The following is a 14,530-nucleotide window of genomic DNA, read 5'->3' on the forward strand; positions in this document are numbered from 1 at the left end:
GGGATGGCAACATCCCCTTCTTCTTTTGTGGAGAGCGCAAAGGCGCTCTTTGATTCGAATCGCTGTTTGAGTAAGGTGAACGCCCATGGCTCGGTACGTATTCATCACCGGAGGCGTGGTCTCCTCTTTGGGTAAAGGTCTGGCATCAGCGGCTTTGGGCGCTGTGCTGCAGGCGCGTGGCTACAAGGTGCGGCTGCGCAAGCTCGACCCTTACCTCAATGTGGACCCGGGCACGATGTCGCCCACCCAGCATGGCGAAGTGTTCGTGACCGATGACGGGGCGGAAACCGACCTCGATCTGGGGCACTATGAGCGCTTCACTGGCCGTTCGGCCAACAAGCGCGACAACATCACCACCGGCCGGATTTATTCGGACATTCTGGCCAAGGAGCGGCGCGGCGATTACCTGGGCGCCACCGTCCAGGTCATCCCCCATGTTACCGACGCCATCAAGGAATTCGTCCTCGATGGCAATGAGGACTTCGACTTCGTCCTCGTCGAGATCGGCGGCACCGTGGGCGATATCGAGGGGCTGCCATTCTTCGAGGCGATCCGCCAGCTCGGCAACGACCTGCCACGGGGCGATACCTGCTATCTGCACCTGACCTTGATGCCCTATATCCCCTCGGCGGGAGAGCTCAAAACCAAACCGACCCAGCACTCGGTGGCCGAACTGCGCTCCATCGGCATCATGCCCGATGTGCTCCTGGTGCGCTGCGACCGGCCGATTCCGGATAGCGACAAGCGCAAGCTCGCGCTGTTCTGCAATGTTCGCGAATCGGCGGTGATCCAGGGCTTGGACGTTGGCTCGATCTATGATGTGCCGCTGGCCTATCATCACGAGGGTCTGGACCGCGAAGTGCTCGCTGCCTTCGGCATCGCCGATGCGCCCGCGCCGGACCTCAAAGCCTGGGAAGAGGTTTCCAAGCGCCTCCACAATCCTGAAGGCGAGGTCAACATCGCCATTGTGGGCAAATATACTGGCCTCAAGGACGCCTATAAGTCGCTGTCCGAAGCCCTCAACCATGGCGGCATCGCCAACCGGGTCAAGGTCAACCTGCAGTGGATCGATTCGGAAGTGTTCGAGCGCGACGATCCGGCGCCCTATCTTGAGCATGTCCACGGCATCTTGGTGCCGGGTGGCTTTGGTGAGCGCGGCTCGGCCGGCAAGATCGAGGCGGCCCGCTTTGCCCGGGTCAAGGATGTGCCCTATTTCGGCATCTGCTTTGGCATGCAGATGGCCTGCGTCGAGGCGGCGCGCAACACCGCCGGCATCAAGAATGCGTCCTCGACCGAATTCGGCCCGACCAAGGAGCCGATCGTTGGGATGATGACCGAATGGACGCGCGAGAATAACAAGGAAGTGCGCGGCAGCGACACCGACTTGGGCGGCACGATGCGGCTGGGTGCCTATCCCGCGCAGCTGACCCGCGGCAGCCGCGTTGCCGATATCTATGGCACCACGCACATTTCCGAGCGGCACCGTCACCGTTATGAAGTGAACATGGACTACCGCAAGCTGCTGGAAAAGAACGGCCTCTTGTTCTCGGGCGTATCGCCCGATGGCAAGCTGCCAGAAATCGTGGAGCGCACCGATCACCCCTGGTTTATCGGCGTGCAGTTCCACCCCGAGCTCAAGAGCAAGCCCTTCGAGCCTCACCCGCTGTTCGCCAGCTTCATCGCGGCAGCCATCGATCAAAGCCGGCTGGTTTAGGAGCCTAGCGGATGGCCGAGATCGTCAATCTTCGTACCGCCCGCAAACGCAAGGCGCGCGAGGATGAGGCCGTCAAGGCTGAGCAGAACCGAATTCTTTTCGGCCGCACCAAGGCCGAAAAGAACCAGAGCAAGGCCGAAGCGGAACTCGCCGCCCGGCGCCTCGAAGGTCACAAGCTCGAGGACTAGGGCGTGCCTGGCGAAGCCGGGCGTACGGCGGCGATAATCTGGGCTAGCAGCGCTTTGAGATCATCCCGGTGCCCGGTGCTCGCGGCAGGCAGGCTCGCATCCGAGGTCATGACCACGGTGAGGTCCAGCGCCGGCACCAGATAAAGCATCTGCCCGCCATAGCCCCAGGCATAGCGCACCTCCTCGCCGCCGATGCTGGTGAGGAACCAGCCATAGCCATAGCCATCCGCATTGAACCGAGACGTGGTGCGCCGGGTCCAGGACTGATCGATCCAGCTCTGTGGTAGTACGCGCTCGCCATTGGCGGCCAGCCCCCCAGAGCGGAACATTTCGCCAAAGGCCAGCAAGGAGCGCGGGCTCATCGCCATCTCATTGCCGCCGAGATAGATGCCTTGCGGGTCACGTTCCCACCCGGCGATCGAGAAACCCTCGATCCCGCCGAGCCAGTCGCGGGCCAGCGCGAGTGTCGTTTCTCCCGTGGCCTCGGTTAGCGCCGCTGATAGAAGATGGCTCGAGCCGGTGGAGTAGAGCATGCGGCCGCCGGGCTCGTCGGCAAAAGGTTGATCAAGCGCTGCGCGCACCCAGTTGCGGCTCGCGATCCAGCGACCGTAGTTCGGCCCCGATGTGGGTTGCAGCCCCGCCTGCATGGACAGCAGATTGCCGATCGTGACCCGCTCGAGGCGAGGATCTGGATCGTCGGGCAGCTCTTCATCGAGGATGGTGGCGATGGGCTGATCAACGCCCTCCAGCACGCCACGCTCAATGGCAATGCCGACCAGCGTCGCGAGGATCGTCTTTGACGCCGACTTGATGTTGGTCGGATCCGTCACGCTGTGGCCACGATAGCCACGCTCGGCAAGAACCTCGCCATGCTGGGCGACGATCACGGTTTCGAGCGGTTCCAGCTGCTCGGCCGTGGTGAGTATCTGGGCAAGATATTCCTGCGCCGCCGCGGGAAAACTGAAGGCGGCAAAGGCCGCAAAAAGCATGGTTCGGATCATGGGTGGAGCCTTCATCCAAAGCGCGGCAAATCAAGGGCGGTGAGCCCGGTACAAAAACGTAAAATGCCGCAGAGAAGGTCATTCCACCCAGTTGACCGGCGCGGGCTGTTGTCGTCCCTTGAGCTTGCGTTTGATCGCAACCCTTCGGGGCGCCGAAGGGTTGGGGCAAGGCAACAATCTGCGCACAACAAAGGTGTTTCCATGCGTCTATTGCTTCTCGGAACCGGCGGCATGGCCAGGCTCCACGTCAAAGGCTTTCGCGAGGTCGAGGGGGTAGATCTGGTAGGCGCGGTCGATACCGACCCGAACCGGCTGCAGGCATTCAGGGAAACGCACGATATTCCGCGGGGCTTTGCTTCGCTCGACGCGGCGCTTGAATGGGGCGAGTTCGACGCAATCTCCAATATCACGCCCGACAGCGTGCACTACCCGACGACCATGGCGGCGCTGAACGCGGGCAAGCATGTGTTCTGCGAAAAGCCGCTGTCCACCAACTATGCCAAGGCCCTTGAGATGACGGAGACAGCCGAGCGGCTGGGCCTCGTCAACATGGTCAATCTTACCTATCGCAACGTACCCCAGATCCAAGCGGCGCAGCGGATGGTGGCGGCCGGTGCCATCGGCCAGGTCAAGCACTTTGAAGCGAGCTATCTACAGAGTTGGCTCGTGTCCAAAGCTTGGGGCGACTGGCGGACTTCGCCGACCTGGCTGTGGCGCCTGTCAAGCAGGCACGGCTCCAACGGCGTTCTTGGCGACATCGGGATCCACATCCTTGATTTTGCGAGCTTTGTCGTCGGCAGCGATTTCGCTGACGTGTTTTTCCGCCTGCAAACGTTTGGCAAGGCCAAGGACAACCAGATCGGCGAATATGTGCTCGATGCCAACGACACCTTTGTCATGACGGCTGAAATGCAGGACGGCGCCATGGGCGTGATCCACGCCACGCGCTGGGCTACCGGCCACCTCAATGATCTGCGGCTGCGCATCTATGGCGACAAGGGTGGGCTCGATATCTCCGACCTCAATCACCATCCCAAGCTGATGGCTTGCTTGGGTGACGACGCCGAAACCGCCACCTGGCGCGAGATCGAGGTTGACCCGGTACCCACCAACTATAGGCGGTTCGCCGAAGCGGTGCGCGATGGTGCCAACCAGGAGCCATCCTTCCGCCACGCGGCCAATCTGCAGAAGGTGTTGGATATGGCAGCGACCACCGAGCGCGACCGCACCGAACATGTGGCGGGGCCGGCTAAGTCGGCCTAGCGCCACCGCCTAGCGGCTTTTTTTGCGCTGAGCCCTTTTCCTTGTCACACCCGACGTCTAGGAACAGGGCCAGCAAGTAAAACCGCCGAGGGAAGGGCTTTCCATGTCTTCGATCATCCACGTAACCGGCCGCCAGATCTATGATAGCCGTGGCAATCCCACGGTAGAGGTCGATGTGGTGCTTGATGACGGCTCCTTTGGCCGTGCAGCGGTACCCTCGGGCGCTTCGACGGGCGCTCATGAGGCAGTCGAGCTGCGCGACGGCGGGCAGCTCTACTTGGGCAAGGGCGTGACGCAGGCGGTGGAGAACGTCAACACCGCGATCTTTGACGAGATCCAGGGCATGGATGCGCTCGACCAGATCGCGGTTGATCAGGCGATGATCGAGCTGGATGGTACCCACAACAAGGGCCGACTCGGCGCCAATGCCATTCTGGGTGTGTCGCTGGCAGTCGCCAAGGCGGCGGCGGAGTCGAGCGAGCTTCCGTTCTACCGCTATATTGGTGGGCCGAACGCGCATGTGCTGCCAGTGCCGATGATGAACATCATCAATGGCGGCCAACATGCTGACAATCCTATCGATATGCAGGAATTCATGATCCTGCCGGTGGGTGCCGAGAGCCTGTCCGATGCCGTTCGCATCGGGGCGGAGATCTTCCATACCCTCAAGAAGGGTCTGTCGGCCGAGGGTCACAACACGGCGGTTGGCGACGAGGGCGGGTTCGCGCCGAACCTCAAATCGGCAGATGAAGCGCTGGGCTTTATTATGAAGTCCATCGAAAAGGCGGGTTACAAGCCCGGTGAGGATGTATTCCTTGGCCTCGATTGCGCTGCCACCGAGTATTTCAAGAACGGTCAATATGCGATGGAAGGCGAAGGTCGCACTTTGTCTTCGGAGGAGAATGTCCGTTTCCTTGAGGATCTGGCCAATCGCTATCCGATCATTTCCATCGAAGACGGCATGGCCGAGGATGACTGGGATGGCTGGAAGGCGCTGACCGAAGCCATCGGCAAGAAGGTGCAGCTGGTGGGCGATGATCTGTTCGTCACCAATACTGAGCGCCTGGTTTCGGGCATCAAGATGGGTGTGGCCAATTCCATCCTGGTCAAGGTCAACCAGATCGGCTCGCTGTCCGAGACGCTCAACGCGGTCGATACTGCTCATCGCGCGGGTTATACTTCGGTGATGTCGCACCGCTCGGGCGAGACCGAGGATTCGACTATTGCGGATCTTGCCGTGGCGCTCAATTGCGGGCAGATCAAGACGGGATCGCTGTCGCGCTCGGACCGTCTGGCCAAGTACAACCAGCTGATCCGCATCGAAGAGCAGCTGGGCACTTCGGCCAAATATGCCGGCTTCTCGGTGGTCAAGGGCCGCTAATCGCCACAATGATGAACGGATCCTGAACGGGTCCTGACGCAACGTTAAGAATGCGGAACAGCCGAGTTCGGCCATCGTTGATCCCCGAAACAACACCGGAGTTCAACATGGCCGAATTTGACAAACTCGCCGTCGTCACCGGCGCCTCTTCTGGCATCGGTTTCGAACTCGCCAAGCACTGCGCCGAGCAGGGCTATAATCTTGTGATCGCCGCAGACGGATCCGACATCGACGACGCCGCCGAAACGCTGCGCCAGTTCGGTGGCAGCGTCGAGGGGGTGCAGGCGGACCTTTCGACCTATGAAGGGGTCGATGAGCTCTATGCCGCTGTGGCCGCGCTCGGGCGACCGGTTGATGTGCTGATGGCCAATGCCGGCCGGGGGCTCGGCAAGGCATTCCTTGACCAGGACTTCGCCGACATCCAGCAGGTGATCGACGTCAATGTCATCGGCACGACCTATCTGCTGCACAAGTTCGTGCGCGACATGCGCGACCGCAATGCGGGGAAAGTGCTGATCACCGGCTCGATCGGGGGTTTGCTGCCCGGCAGCTTCCAGGCGGTGTACAACGCGACTAAGGCCTATGTGGATTCGTTTGCCTATGCGCTGCGCAACGAACTCAAGGACACCGATGTCACGATCACCCTCCTGATGCCGGGGCCGACCGACACCAACTTCTTTGAAGTGGCCGACATGCTGGACACCAAGGTCGCCACCGACAAGAAGGACGATCCGGCAATGGTGGCCAAGGCTGGCTATGACGCGATGATGCGCGGCGACGGGCATGAAGTGTCGGGCTTTGCCAACAAGATGCAGGCGCTGATGAGCAATGTGCTGCCCCAGGGTGCGCTGGCCGAACGGCACCGGCAGATGGCCGAGCCGGGCACGGGCAAGCAGTAGGGTTTCGGGCGTCTTCCGCGCTATGCGATTGCGGAACCGCCTGCACCCCCACCCTCGATCCCTCCCCTCAAGGGGGAGGGAGGCGATGGGGCGAGTTGTGGTGGTTCAATGTGAATCTCGTCCTACCACAGGTGTCACCCCGGTGTTGAGCCGGGGGTCATCCTGAGGTGGGCCCCGGCTCAGGGCCGGGGTGACAATCGGGCTTTTGGGGGGCAGGTGGGTTCCACGGGGACCCCCTCCCTCGGTCCCTCCCCTCAAGGGGGAGAGAGGCGCAAGCCCGCATCTGGTGTTCACTGGTGGCGCAAGAGTCCTTCTACTGAAACGCCGTTTCCACGAAGCTGCGCAGTTTGCGGGAGTGGAGGCGCTCGGCGGGCTGGTCGCGCAGGATTTCCATGGCGCGCAGGCCGATCAGCAGGTGGCGGTTGACCTGGGTGCGGTAGAAGTCCGAAGCCATGCCAGGCAGTTTCAGCTCGCCATGGAGTGGCTTGTCGGACACGCAAAGCAGCGTGCCATAGGGGACGCGGAAGCGAAAGCCGTTGGCAGCGATGGTGGCCGATTCCATGTCGAGCGCCACCGCGCGCGACTGGCTGAGGCGCTGGGTGATCTCGGCCTGGTCGCGCAATTCCCAATTGCGGTTATCAAAGGTGGCGACGGTGCCGGTGCGCATGATGCGCTTGGTTTCGAGGCCCTCGAGCTGCGTGATTTCCTCAACTGCCTGTTCGAGCGCCACCTGCACTTCGGCAAGGGCCGGAATGGGGACTGAGAGCGGCAGATCGGCGTCAAGGACGTGGTCCTCGCGCACATAGGCATGGGCGAGCACATAGTCGCCCAGTTCCTGGGAGTTGCGCAGGCCGGCGCAGTGCCCGAGCATGATCCAGGCATGGGGGCGCAGCACCGCGATATGGTCGGTGATGGTTTTGGCGTTGGAGGGGCCAACGCCGATATTGACCATGGTGATGCCCCGGCTGCTGCCGGTGGTCAGGTGATAAGCCGGCATTTGGGGGGCGCGGGCGACCGGGGTGCCTGAGACTTCCCCACCCAGCCGGACATTGTTGGTGATGAAATTGCCCGGCTCGATGAAGCTATCATATTGGGCATGCCCGGAGGACATATACTCCTTGGCGACCCTGCAAAACTCATCAATGTAGAACTGGTAATTGGTGAAAATCACGAAGTTCTGGAAATGCTGTGCATCGGTGCCGGTGTAGTGGCTGAGGCGGAACAGCGAATAGTCGACACGCGGCGCGGTAAACGCGGCGAGGGGGTAGGGTCCGCCCTTGGGCGGGATGAAGGTGCCATTGGCGATTTCGTCATCGGCATTGGCCAGATCGGGCGCGTCGAACACATCACGCAGCGGAATATCGAGCGCGTTGAGCGCTTCACCATCCACTCGTGAATTGGGCGGCATGGCGAAATGCAGCGGGATCGGGGTATCGGATTCCCCGATATCGATAGTGCCGCCGTGATTGTTGAGGATGACGGAGAACTGTTCCTGGAAATAGGTGCGGAACAGGTCCGGCGCGGTCACGGTGGTGCGGTAAAGGCCGGGCGTATGCAGATAGCCATAGGGCAGGGTGGAGCGCCCGCGCCCGAAGCTGGTTGAGCGCACCTCGACCTGCGGATAGCAGGCCCGCACCCTTCCGCCCGGGATCACCCCATGCGCTAGCCCATCCAGATGCTCGCGGATGAAGCTGGTGTTGCGGTGGTAGATCTCGGCCAGAAACTCCCAGGCTTCCTGTGGATCGGTGAAGGACCTGGTGGCGATGTGAGGCGGGCTGATCGTCGTCATTGTTTTTCTCGTTGACCGGCGCGGTGGGGAGCGGGCTGAGGCACAGCTACCATCAAGTCGTGGCAGCCTTGCGACGCCAACAAAACATCGGTGACGCGGCTTGGTTTCACAAGGCCGTGTGCTGCTGATTTTGCGCCGCAATTGCCCTTCATCTTGGTCGCTGTTCACTGGCAAGGCAAGCGACCCATGCAGCTGGTGAATCGGGACCATGTTCCGCTGCTTGTCCCCAAGCCCTCAACAGTGCGGTGGGGCTGGTCCCCCGAGGGCTGCAATGGCTGACGCTGTTGCGGCCCTCGCCTTTTTAGGCGTGCCGCAGTGGACGGCGGCGCTATCCTTGGCTTAAGGGAACCCCATCGGCTTTGGTCAAGGAGAGTGCCCAATGACTGCCAGGATAATCGACGGAAAAGGCTTTGCCGAAGGTCTGCGCGGGCGCATTGCCGCTCATGTCGCGCGCCTCAAGGCCGAGCACGGCATCACGCCCGGATTGGCCGTGATCATCGTCGGCAGTGATCCGGGCAGCCAGGTCTATGTCGCCCAAAAGGCGCGGCAGACGGTTGAAGTGGGCATGCACTCCGAAAAATACGAACTGCCGGAAACCACTGATGAAGCCGAGGTGCTGGCGCTGGTCGAGCGGCTCAACGCCGATCCGGCCATCCACGGCATCCTGGTGCAACTGCCACTGCCTGGCCAGATCGACGCCAAGAAGGTGATCGAAACCATTTCACCCGCCAAGGACGTGGACTGCTTCACGCCCGAAAGCGTCGGCAAGCTCGTGATCGGCCTGCCCGGACCGGTTTCCTGCACGCCGCTGGGCTGCCTCATGCTGCTGCGCGACACGCTGGGGGACCTTTCGGGCCTGCATGCCGTGGTGGTTGGCCGCTCCAATCTGGTGGGCAAGCCGATGGCGCAACTGCTGCTGCGGGAAAACTGCACGGTCACCATGGCCCATTCGCGCACCCGCGACCTGCCGCGTGTTGTTGGCCAAGCCGATATCGTGATTGCCGCCGTGGGACGTCCCGAGATGATCAAGGGCGATTGGATCAAGCCCGGCGCGACCGTGATCGATGTCGGTATCAACCGGGTTGATGCACCCGAGCGCGGCCCCGGCAAATCACGGCTGCTGGGCGATGTGGACTTCGCTTCGGCAGCGGAGGTTGCAGGCGCCATCACGCCAGTGCCGGGAGGGGTCGGGCCAATGACCATTGCGTGCCTGCTGGCCAATACGGTGACAACAGCGTCGCTGATCAATGGGCTGGTGCCCCCAAGCGATCTGACCGCATGATTGGAGACGACCATGATCCGGGCGGTCGGGTACGCCTGGCCTTGCCGCCGGGCGTACGCGGGGATGCGCAGTTCAGCGACCATGAACATCGCCAACTGATGCGGCGCTGGCTGGGCGACAGCTTCCCCGAACAGTACATCATGTTCATCGGCATGAACCCTTCGACGGCCGATGCCACTGTCAACGATCCCACCTGCGCGCGCGAATGGACTTTCGCCCGCCGCGAGGGCTACACGGCCATGGCCAAGGGCAATGTGGGCGATTATCGCGCCACCGACCCCAAGGCGCTGCTGGTGCCGGGCGTTGTGGTGTCCTCGCCGGCCAATTTGCCCTCGCTGCGCGCTGCAGCGGCCGGGGCTGACCGGGTGGTGCTTTGCCACGGCAAGCTCAACAAGGCACTGGCACCGGCCGGGCGGGAACTGGTGGAGGCGCTCCGCGCCGACGGCGTGGAGTTGTGGTGCTTTGGGGTCAACGCCGATGGCTCGCCCAAGCATCCGCTGTATTTGCGACTCGATACGCCACTGGTGCGGTTCTTTTAGCGTTTTTGCGGCTGCCGGAAGTCGCTGCGGCTGCCGATAGCATGGATGTGCCCTCCCGGCTTTCAGTCGCCTCAGCGTCAGGCCTCGCTGGCGAGGTAGAAGGCGCGGGCTACGGCGTGGTCGCGCAGGGCCTGGGCCGGGAGCTTGCCCTGGAGCGCGGCCACCAGCCGGGCCTGATCCTGGACGGCACTGGCATCCACGACGACCTTGGAAAAGGGCGGGCGCAGGCCCTGGCGGGCTTCTTCCAGCAAATTGAAGAGCTGGGCACGAATGTCGAGCTGGGCGGCGCAGGCGGGGCACTGCTCACCATCGGCGTGACCGTGCCCGGTATTGGCGGGGAGACGGAGCAGGGCGGTTTCCGGGTCGAGGGCCGCAAGAAAGCGAGGGGCGCTCACCAGTGTCACCGGAATGCGATTATGGGGCATCGCTGACCTCGCCGCTGGCCCCGGCCGGCTGGCCGAAGGTGGGACGGAATAAAGGAGGCGTGCCCCAGCTGGGGCACGCGGGTTCAGCATCACTCGGCGGCCACGATGGCCGGGCCGGGGATGTAGTTGAGGATCGGGCCGAGCCAGCGCTCCACTTCCGCCACGCTCATATTCTTGCGCCTGGAGTAATCCAGCACCTGGTCGCGTTCCACCTTGGCTACGCCGAAATAGTAGGCGTCGGGATGGCTGAAATACACGCCCGAAACCGATGAGCCCGGCCACATGGCATAGCTTTCGGTGAGGGTGACGCCGGCCGCGTTTTCCGCATCGAGCAGGCGGAACAGCGTGGTTTTTTCCGTATGGTCGGGCTGGGCGGGATAACCAGGGGCCGGGCGGATGCCGCGATAGGGCTCGGCGATCAGCTCTTCGGGGGCGTAGGTTTCGTTCGCGCCATAGCCCCAGAACTCCTTTCGCACCCGTTCATGCATGGCTTCGGCCATGGCTTCGGCGAAGCGGTCGGCCAGCGCCTTGACCAGAATGGCCGAGTAATCATCGTTCTGCTGCTCGAAGCGCTGGGCGATCGACACTTCCTCGAGCCCGGCCGTGACCACGAAGGCGCCGATGTAATCGGGCTTGCCGCTGTCGACCGGCGCTACGAAATCGGCGAGCGCCATGTTGGGCTTGCCGTCGCGCTTGGTCAGCTGCTGGCGCAGGGTGAAAAGCGTGGCGAGTTCCTCGCTGCGGTTCTCGTCGCTCCACAAGCGGATATCGTCGCCGACGGAAGCTGCGGGCCAGAAGCCGACCACGGCCTTGGGCTTGAACCACTTTTCATCGATGATCTGGGCCAGCATTTTTTGGGCATCATCCCAAAGCTGGCGCGCCGCTTCCCCTTGGCGCTCATCCTGGAGGATCGCGGGATAGCGGCCCTTGAGTTCCCAGGTCTGGAAGAACGGGGTCCAATCAATATATCGGGCGAGCTCGGCCAGGTCCCAATCGGCAAAGATGCGGGTGCCAAGGAAGGCGGGAACCGGCGGGGTGTAGCTCGACCAATCCGGCGCGAAACGGTTGGCCCGGGCTTTTTCCAGCGACAAGCGCTGCTTCTCCGATTCCGCACGTTCATGGGCGGCGGCGGCCTTGGCGTATTCGGCGCGGATATCGGCGATGAACGACACCTTGTTGTCCGCCGACAGCAGATTGCCGACGACACCAACGGCGCGGCTGGCATCGTTGACATGGACGGCCTGGCCGCGTTCGTAGCGCGGATGGATTTTGACGGCCGTGTGAACGCGGCTGGTGGTGGCGCCCCCGATCAGCAAGGGAATGTCAAAGCCCTCGCGTTCCATTTCGGCGGCGACATGCACCATCTCGTCGAGCGACGGGGTGATGAGGCCGGATAGGCCGATGATATCGACCTTCTCGTCGCGAGCGGTCTGCAGGATCTTGGTGGTGGGCACCATAACGCCCAGATCGATGATCTCGTAATTGTTGCAGGAGAGCACGACCCCGACGATGTTCTTGCCGATATCGTGGACATCGCCCTTGACGGTGGCCATCAACACCTTGCCGGCGCTTTTGCGGCCGGTGGCGTTGCCGTCGGCGTTCTTTTCGGCCTCCATATAGGGCAGCAGCAGCGCCACGGCCTGCTTCATCACCCGGGCGGATTTGACCACCTGGGGCAGGAACATCTTGCCCGAGCCAAACAGGTCGCCAACAATGCTCATGCCGGCCATCAACGGGCCTTCGATGACATGGAGGGGGCGTTCCGCATTGCGGCGGGCTTCATCGGTATCGGCGTCGATATATTCGGTGATGCCGTTGACCAGCGCATGGGCGATGCGCTCCTCGACGGGCTTGTCGCGCCAGCTCAAGTCCTTGGCCGTGGCTTCCTTGCCAGCGGTGCCGCGATATCGTTCGGCGAGGGACAGCAGGCGGTCGGTCGCATCGGGGCGGCGGTTGAGAATCACGTCCTCGCAGGCATCGCGCAGCTCGGGGTCGATGGACTCGTAAACGGCGAGCTGGCCGGCATTGACGATGCCCATGTCCATGCCGTTCTGGATGGCATAGTAGAGGAACACCGCATGCATGGCCTCGCGCACCGGTTCATTGCCGCGGAACGAGAAGCTGAGATTGGAGATGCCGCCCGAGATATGGACATGGGGCAGGGTGTCGGTGATCTGCTTGGTGGCCTCAAGGAACGCCACGCCATAGCCATTGTGCTCCTCGATGCCGGTAGCCACGGCGAAGACATTCGGATCAAAGACGATGTCTTCGGGCGGAAAGCCGACTTCCTCAGTGAGGAGCTTGTAGGCGCGCGTACAGATTTCGACCTTGCGCTCCAGCGTATCGGCCTGGCCCTGCTCGTCAAAGGCCATGACCACCACGGCAGCGCCATAGGCCCGGACCAGACGGGCCTGGTGCAGGAAGGATTCGACCCCTTCCTTCATCGAGATGGAATTGACCAGCGCCTTGCCCTGCACGCATTTGAGGCCCGCCTCGATCACTTCCCATTTGGAAGAGTCGATCATCAGCGGCACTTTGGCGATATCGGGCTCGGCGGCGAGCAGGTTGAGGAACTCGATCATCACCCGCTTGGAGTCGATCAGGCCCTCATCCATGTTGATGTCGATGATCTGGGCGCCATTGGCGACCTGGTCGCGTGCCACTTCCAGAGCGGCCGTGTAGTCGCCGGCGGTGATCAGCTTCCGGAAGCGAGCCGAGCCGGTGACATTGGTACGCTCGCCCACATTGACGAAGGGAATGTCCTCCGTCAGCGTAAAGGGCTCAAGGCCGGCAAGGCGCAGGAGGGGCTCCTGGGTCGGGATTGCCCGGGGCTGAAAGCGGGACACAGCATCGGCAATGGCGCGGATATGGTCGGGCGTCGAGCCACAGCAGCCGCCCACGATGTTGAGGTAACCGGACTCGGCGAAACCGGCGATCTGCTCGGCCATGAATTCGGGCGACTCGTCATATTGCCCGAAGGCATTGGGCAAGCCGGCATTGGGATAAGCGCAGATCAGCGTGTCGGCGACATCGCTCAATTCGCCCAGATGGGCGCGCATGGCGTTGGCGCCCAGAGCGCAGTTGAGCCCGATGGTGATGGGATTGGCGTGGCGCACCGAGTACCAGAACGCCGAAGGCGTTTGCCCCGACAGCGTGCGGCCGCTGAGATCGGTGATGGTGCCTGAAATCATTACCGGCACATCGATGCCGCGTTCTTCGAACAAGCGCTGCGCGGCAAAGATGCCGGCCTTGGTGTTGAGCGTATCGGTGATGGTTTCAAACAGGAGCAGATCCGCGCCCGCATCCACGAGCCCGCGAATGGCTTCGCCATAGGCGACCACCAGCTCATCAAAGGTGATGGCACGGTGACCGGGGCTGTTGACGTCCGTGGACATGGACGAGGTCTTGTTGGTGGGCCCAAGCGCCCCCGCAACAAAGCGGCGGCGGCCATCAGCGGCCTCGGCGCGCAGCGCGGCGCGACGAGCGACGACGACGCCCTGATAGTTGATGTCGTAGACGGCAGACTCCGTGCCGTAATCGGCCTGCGCCACGGAGGTCGCCGAGAAGGTGTTGGTTTCGGCGATGTCGGCGCCGGCCATGAAGTAGGCGTAGTGGATATCCTCGATCTGCTGCGGCTCGGTCAGCACCAGCAGGTCGTTGTTGCCCTGGAGCGGCAAGGTCCAATCGCGGAAGCGCTCGCCCCGGAAGTTCTCTTCGGACAGCTTGAGCCGCTGGATCATGGTGCCCATGGCACCATCCAGAATCAGGATGCGCTCACGCGCTGCCGCAGTGATGGCCTGGCGAACCTCGGTCCAATCGGGCAGGGCGGGCTGATCTGGCTGGGCAACGGGCTGAGTCATAGCCGTCCTATCTTAAACTTCGGTTCGTCGGATCGCGCGAGACATAAAGATATCTTTATATGACCTGCGCCGCAAGGGTGGGCTGCGTCGCGCCTATTGCCGCTAATTGCGGACAAAGGCGAGCTTTGTCGCTCACATTTCGTTCGCCTTAACTTCACTTCAACCAGATTCCCGTTCCATAGGCGCCAA

11 protein-coding genes are annotated in these 14,530 nt (G+C 62.4%); 7 read left to right on the forward strand and 4 right to left on the reverse strand.

Going from position 1 to position 14,530, the window contains the following annotated elements:
- Positions 1–85: 85 nt before the first annotated feature.
- Positions 86–1,714: a CTP synthase gene (locus HRU92_RS05955; RefSeq protein ID WP_172123332.1), complete on the forward strand. Its 1,629-nt coding sequence runs from the start codon at positions 86–88 to the stop codon at positions 1,712–1,714.
- An 11-nt stretch (positions 1,715–1,725) separates the two neighbouring features.
- Positions 1,726–1,902 carry a DUF4169 family protein gene (locus HRU92_RS05960; protein ID WP_127753090.1) on the forward strand — a complete coding sequence of 59 codons (177 nt, stop codon included), beginning with the start codon at positions 1,726–1,728 and terminating at the stop codon, positions 1,900–1,902.
- On the opposite strand, the gene HRU92_RS05965 is transcribed toward HRU92_RS05960, so the two are convergent.
- Complete coding sequence (locus HRU92_RS05965; RefSeq protein WP_172123333.1) at positions 1,899–2,903, reverse strand: serine hydrolase; 1,005 nt, start codon at positions 2,901–2,903, stop codon at positions 1,899–1,901. The genes HRU92_RS05960 and HRU92_RS05965 overlap by 4 nt on opposite strands.
- Before the next feature lie 201 nt (positions 2,904–3,104).
- Here HRU92_RS05965 and HRU92_RS05970 point away from each other — a divergent pair, with 201 nt between their 5' ends.
- The 3 genes from HRU92_RS05970 (at position 3,105) to HRU92_RS05980 (ending at position 6,446) form a co-directional block, all read left to right on the forward strand.
- Positions 3,105–4,166: a Gfo/Idh/MocA family oxidoreductase gene (locus HRU92_RS05970; protein WP_172123334.1), complete on the forward strand. Its 1,062-nt coding sequence runs from the start codon at positions 3,105–3,107 to the stop codon at positions 4,164–4,166.
- 103 nt (positions 4,167–4,269) lie between these two features.
- A complete protein-coding gene (gene eno, locus HRU92_RS05975) occupies positions 4,270–5,547 on the forward strand; it encodes a phosphopyruvate hydratase (RefSeq protein WP_127753093.1) in 1,278 nt (425 codons plus the stop codon).
- A 107-nt stretch (positions 5,548–5,654) separates the two neighbouring features.
- The gene (locus HRU92_RS05980; RefSeq protein WP_172123335.1) at positions 5,655–6,446 is read left to right on the forward strand and encodes an SDR family NAD(P)-dependent oxidoreductase; all 792 of its coding nucleotides are present in this window, start codon (positions 5,655–5,657) and stop codon (positions 6,444–6,446) included.
- A 313-nt stretch (positions 6,447–6,759) separates the two neighbouring features.
- Here HRU92_RS05980 and HRU92_RS05985 read toward each other — a convergent pair whose 3' ends face one another.
- Positions 6,760–8,235 (reverse strand): AMP nucleosidase, encoded by a 1,476-nt coding sequence (locus HRU92_RS05985; protein ID WP_172123336.1) that lies wholly within the window; start codon positions 8,233–8,235, stop codon positions 6,760–6,762.
- A 379-nt stretch (positions 8,236–8,614) separates the two neighbouring features.
- Here HRU92_RS05985 and folD point away from each other — a divergent pair, with 379 nt between their 5' ends.
- Together folD and HRU92_RS05995 are read left to right on the forward strand one after the other, a co-directional pair.
- Complete coding sequence (folD, locus tag HRU92_RS05990) at positions 8,615–9,517, forward strand: bifunctional methylenetetrahydrofolate dehydrogenase/methenyltetrahydrofolate cyclohydrolase FolD (protein ID WP_172123337.1); 903 nt, start codon at positions 8,615–8,617, stop codon at positions 9,515–9,517.
- A complete protein-coding gene (locus HRU92_RS05995) occupies positions 9,514–10,056 on the forward strand; it encodes a DUF1643 domain-containing protein (protein ID WP_172123338.1) in 543 nt (180 codons plus the stop codon). Before folD ends, HRU92_RS05995 begins: the two co-directional genes overlap by 4 nt.
- 77 nt (positions 10,057–10,133) lie before the next feature.
- On the opposite strand, the gene HRU92_RS06000 is transcribed toward HRU92_RS05995, so the two are convergent.
- Together HRU92_RS06000 and metH are read right to left on the reverse strand one after the other, a co-directional pair.
- Entirely contained in the window at positions 10,134–10,481 is a 348-nt protein-coding gene (locus HRU92_RS06000; RefSeq protein WP_172123339.1) for a hypothetical protein, read from the reverse strand.
- A gap of 89 nt (positions 10,482–10,570) precedes the next feature.
- Entirely contained in the window at positions 10,571–14,341 is a 3,771-nt protein-coding gene (gene metH, locus HRU92_RS06005; RefSeq protein ID WP_172123340.1) for a methionine synthase, read from the reverse strand.
- Positions 14,342–14,530 lie beyond the last annotated feature (189 nt).

The organism is Devosia sp. 1635, assembly GCF_013185955.1.
Classification (GTDB): domain Bacteria; phylum Pseudomonadota; class Alphaproteobacteria; order Rhizobiales; family Devosiaceae; genus Devosia.

What these genes read in the sequence shown, in the direction of transcription:
- HRU92_RS05955 (WP_172123332.1), top strand. Translation starts at nt 86, where the DNA reads ATGGCTCGGTACGTATTCATCACCGGAGGCGTGGTCTCCTCTTTGGGT.
- HRU92_RS05960 (WP_127753090.1), top strand. Translation starts at nt 1,726, where the DNA reads ATGGCCGAGATCGTCAATCTTCGTACCGCCCGCAAACGCAAGGCGCGC.
- HRU92_RS05965 (WP_172123333.1), bottom strand. Translation starts at nt 2,903, where the DNA reads ATGATCCGAACCATGCTTTTTGCGGCCTTTGCCGCCTTCAGTTTTCCC.
- HRU92_RS05970 (WP_172123334.1), top strand. Translation starts at nt 3,105, where the DNA reads ATGCGTCTATTGCTTCTCGGAACCGGCGGCATGGCCAGGCTCCACGTC.
- eno (WP_127753093.1), top strand. Translation starts at nt 4,270, where the DNA reads ATGTCTTCGATCATCCACGTAACCGGCCGCCAGATCTATGATAGCCGT.
- HRU92_RS05980 (WP_172123335.1), top strand. Translation starts at nt 5,655, where the DNA reads ATGGCCGAATTTGACAAACTCGCCGTCGTCACCGGCGCCTCTTCTGGC.
- HRU92_RS05985 (WP_172123336.1), bottom strand. Translation starts at nt 8,235, where the DNA reads ATGACGACGATCAGCCCGCCTCACATCGCCACCAGGTCCTTCACCGAT.
- folD (WP_172123337.1), top strand. Translation starts at nt 8,615, where the DNA reads ATGACTGCCAGGATAATCGACGGAAAAGGCTTTGCCGAAGGTCTGCGC.
- HRU92_RS05995 (WP_172123338.1), top strand. Translation starts at nt 9,514, where the DNA reads ATGATTGGAGACGACCATGATCCGGGCGGTCGGGTACGCCTGGCCTTG.
- HRU92_RS06000 (WP_172123339.1), bottom strand. Translation starts at nt 10,481, where the DNA reads ATGCCCCATAATCGCATTCCGGTGACACTGGTGAGCGCCCCTCGCTTT.
- metH (WP_172123340.1), bottom strand. Translation starts at nt 14,341, where the DNA reads ATGACTCAGCCCGTTGCCCAGCCAGATCAGCCCGCCCTGCCCGATTGG.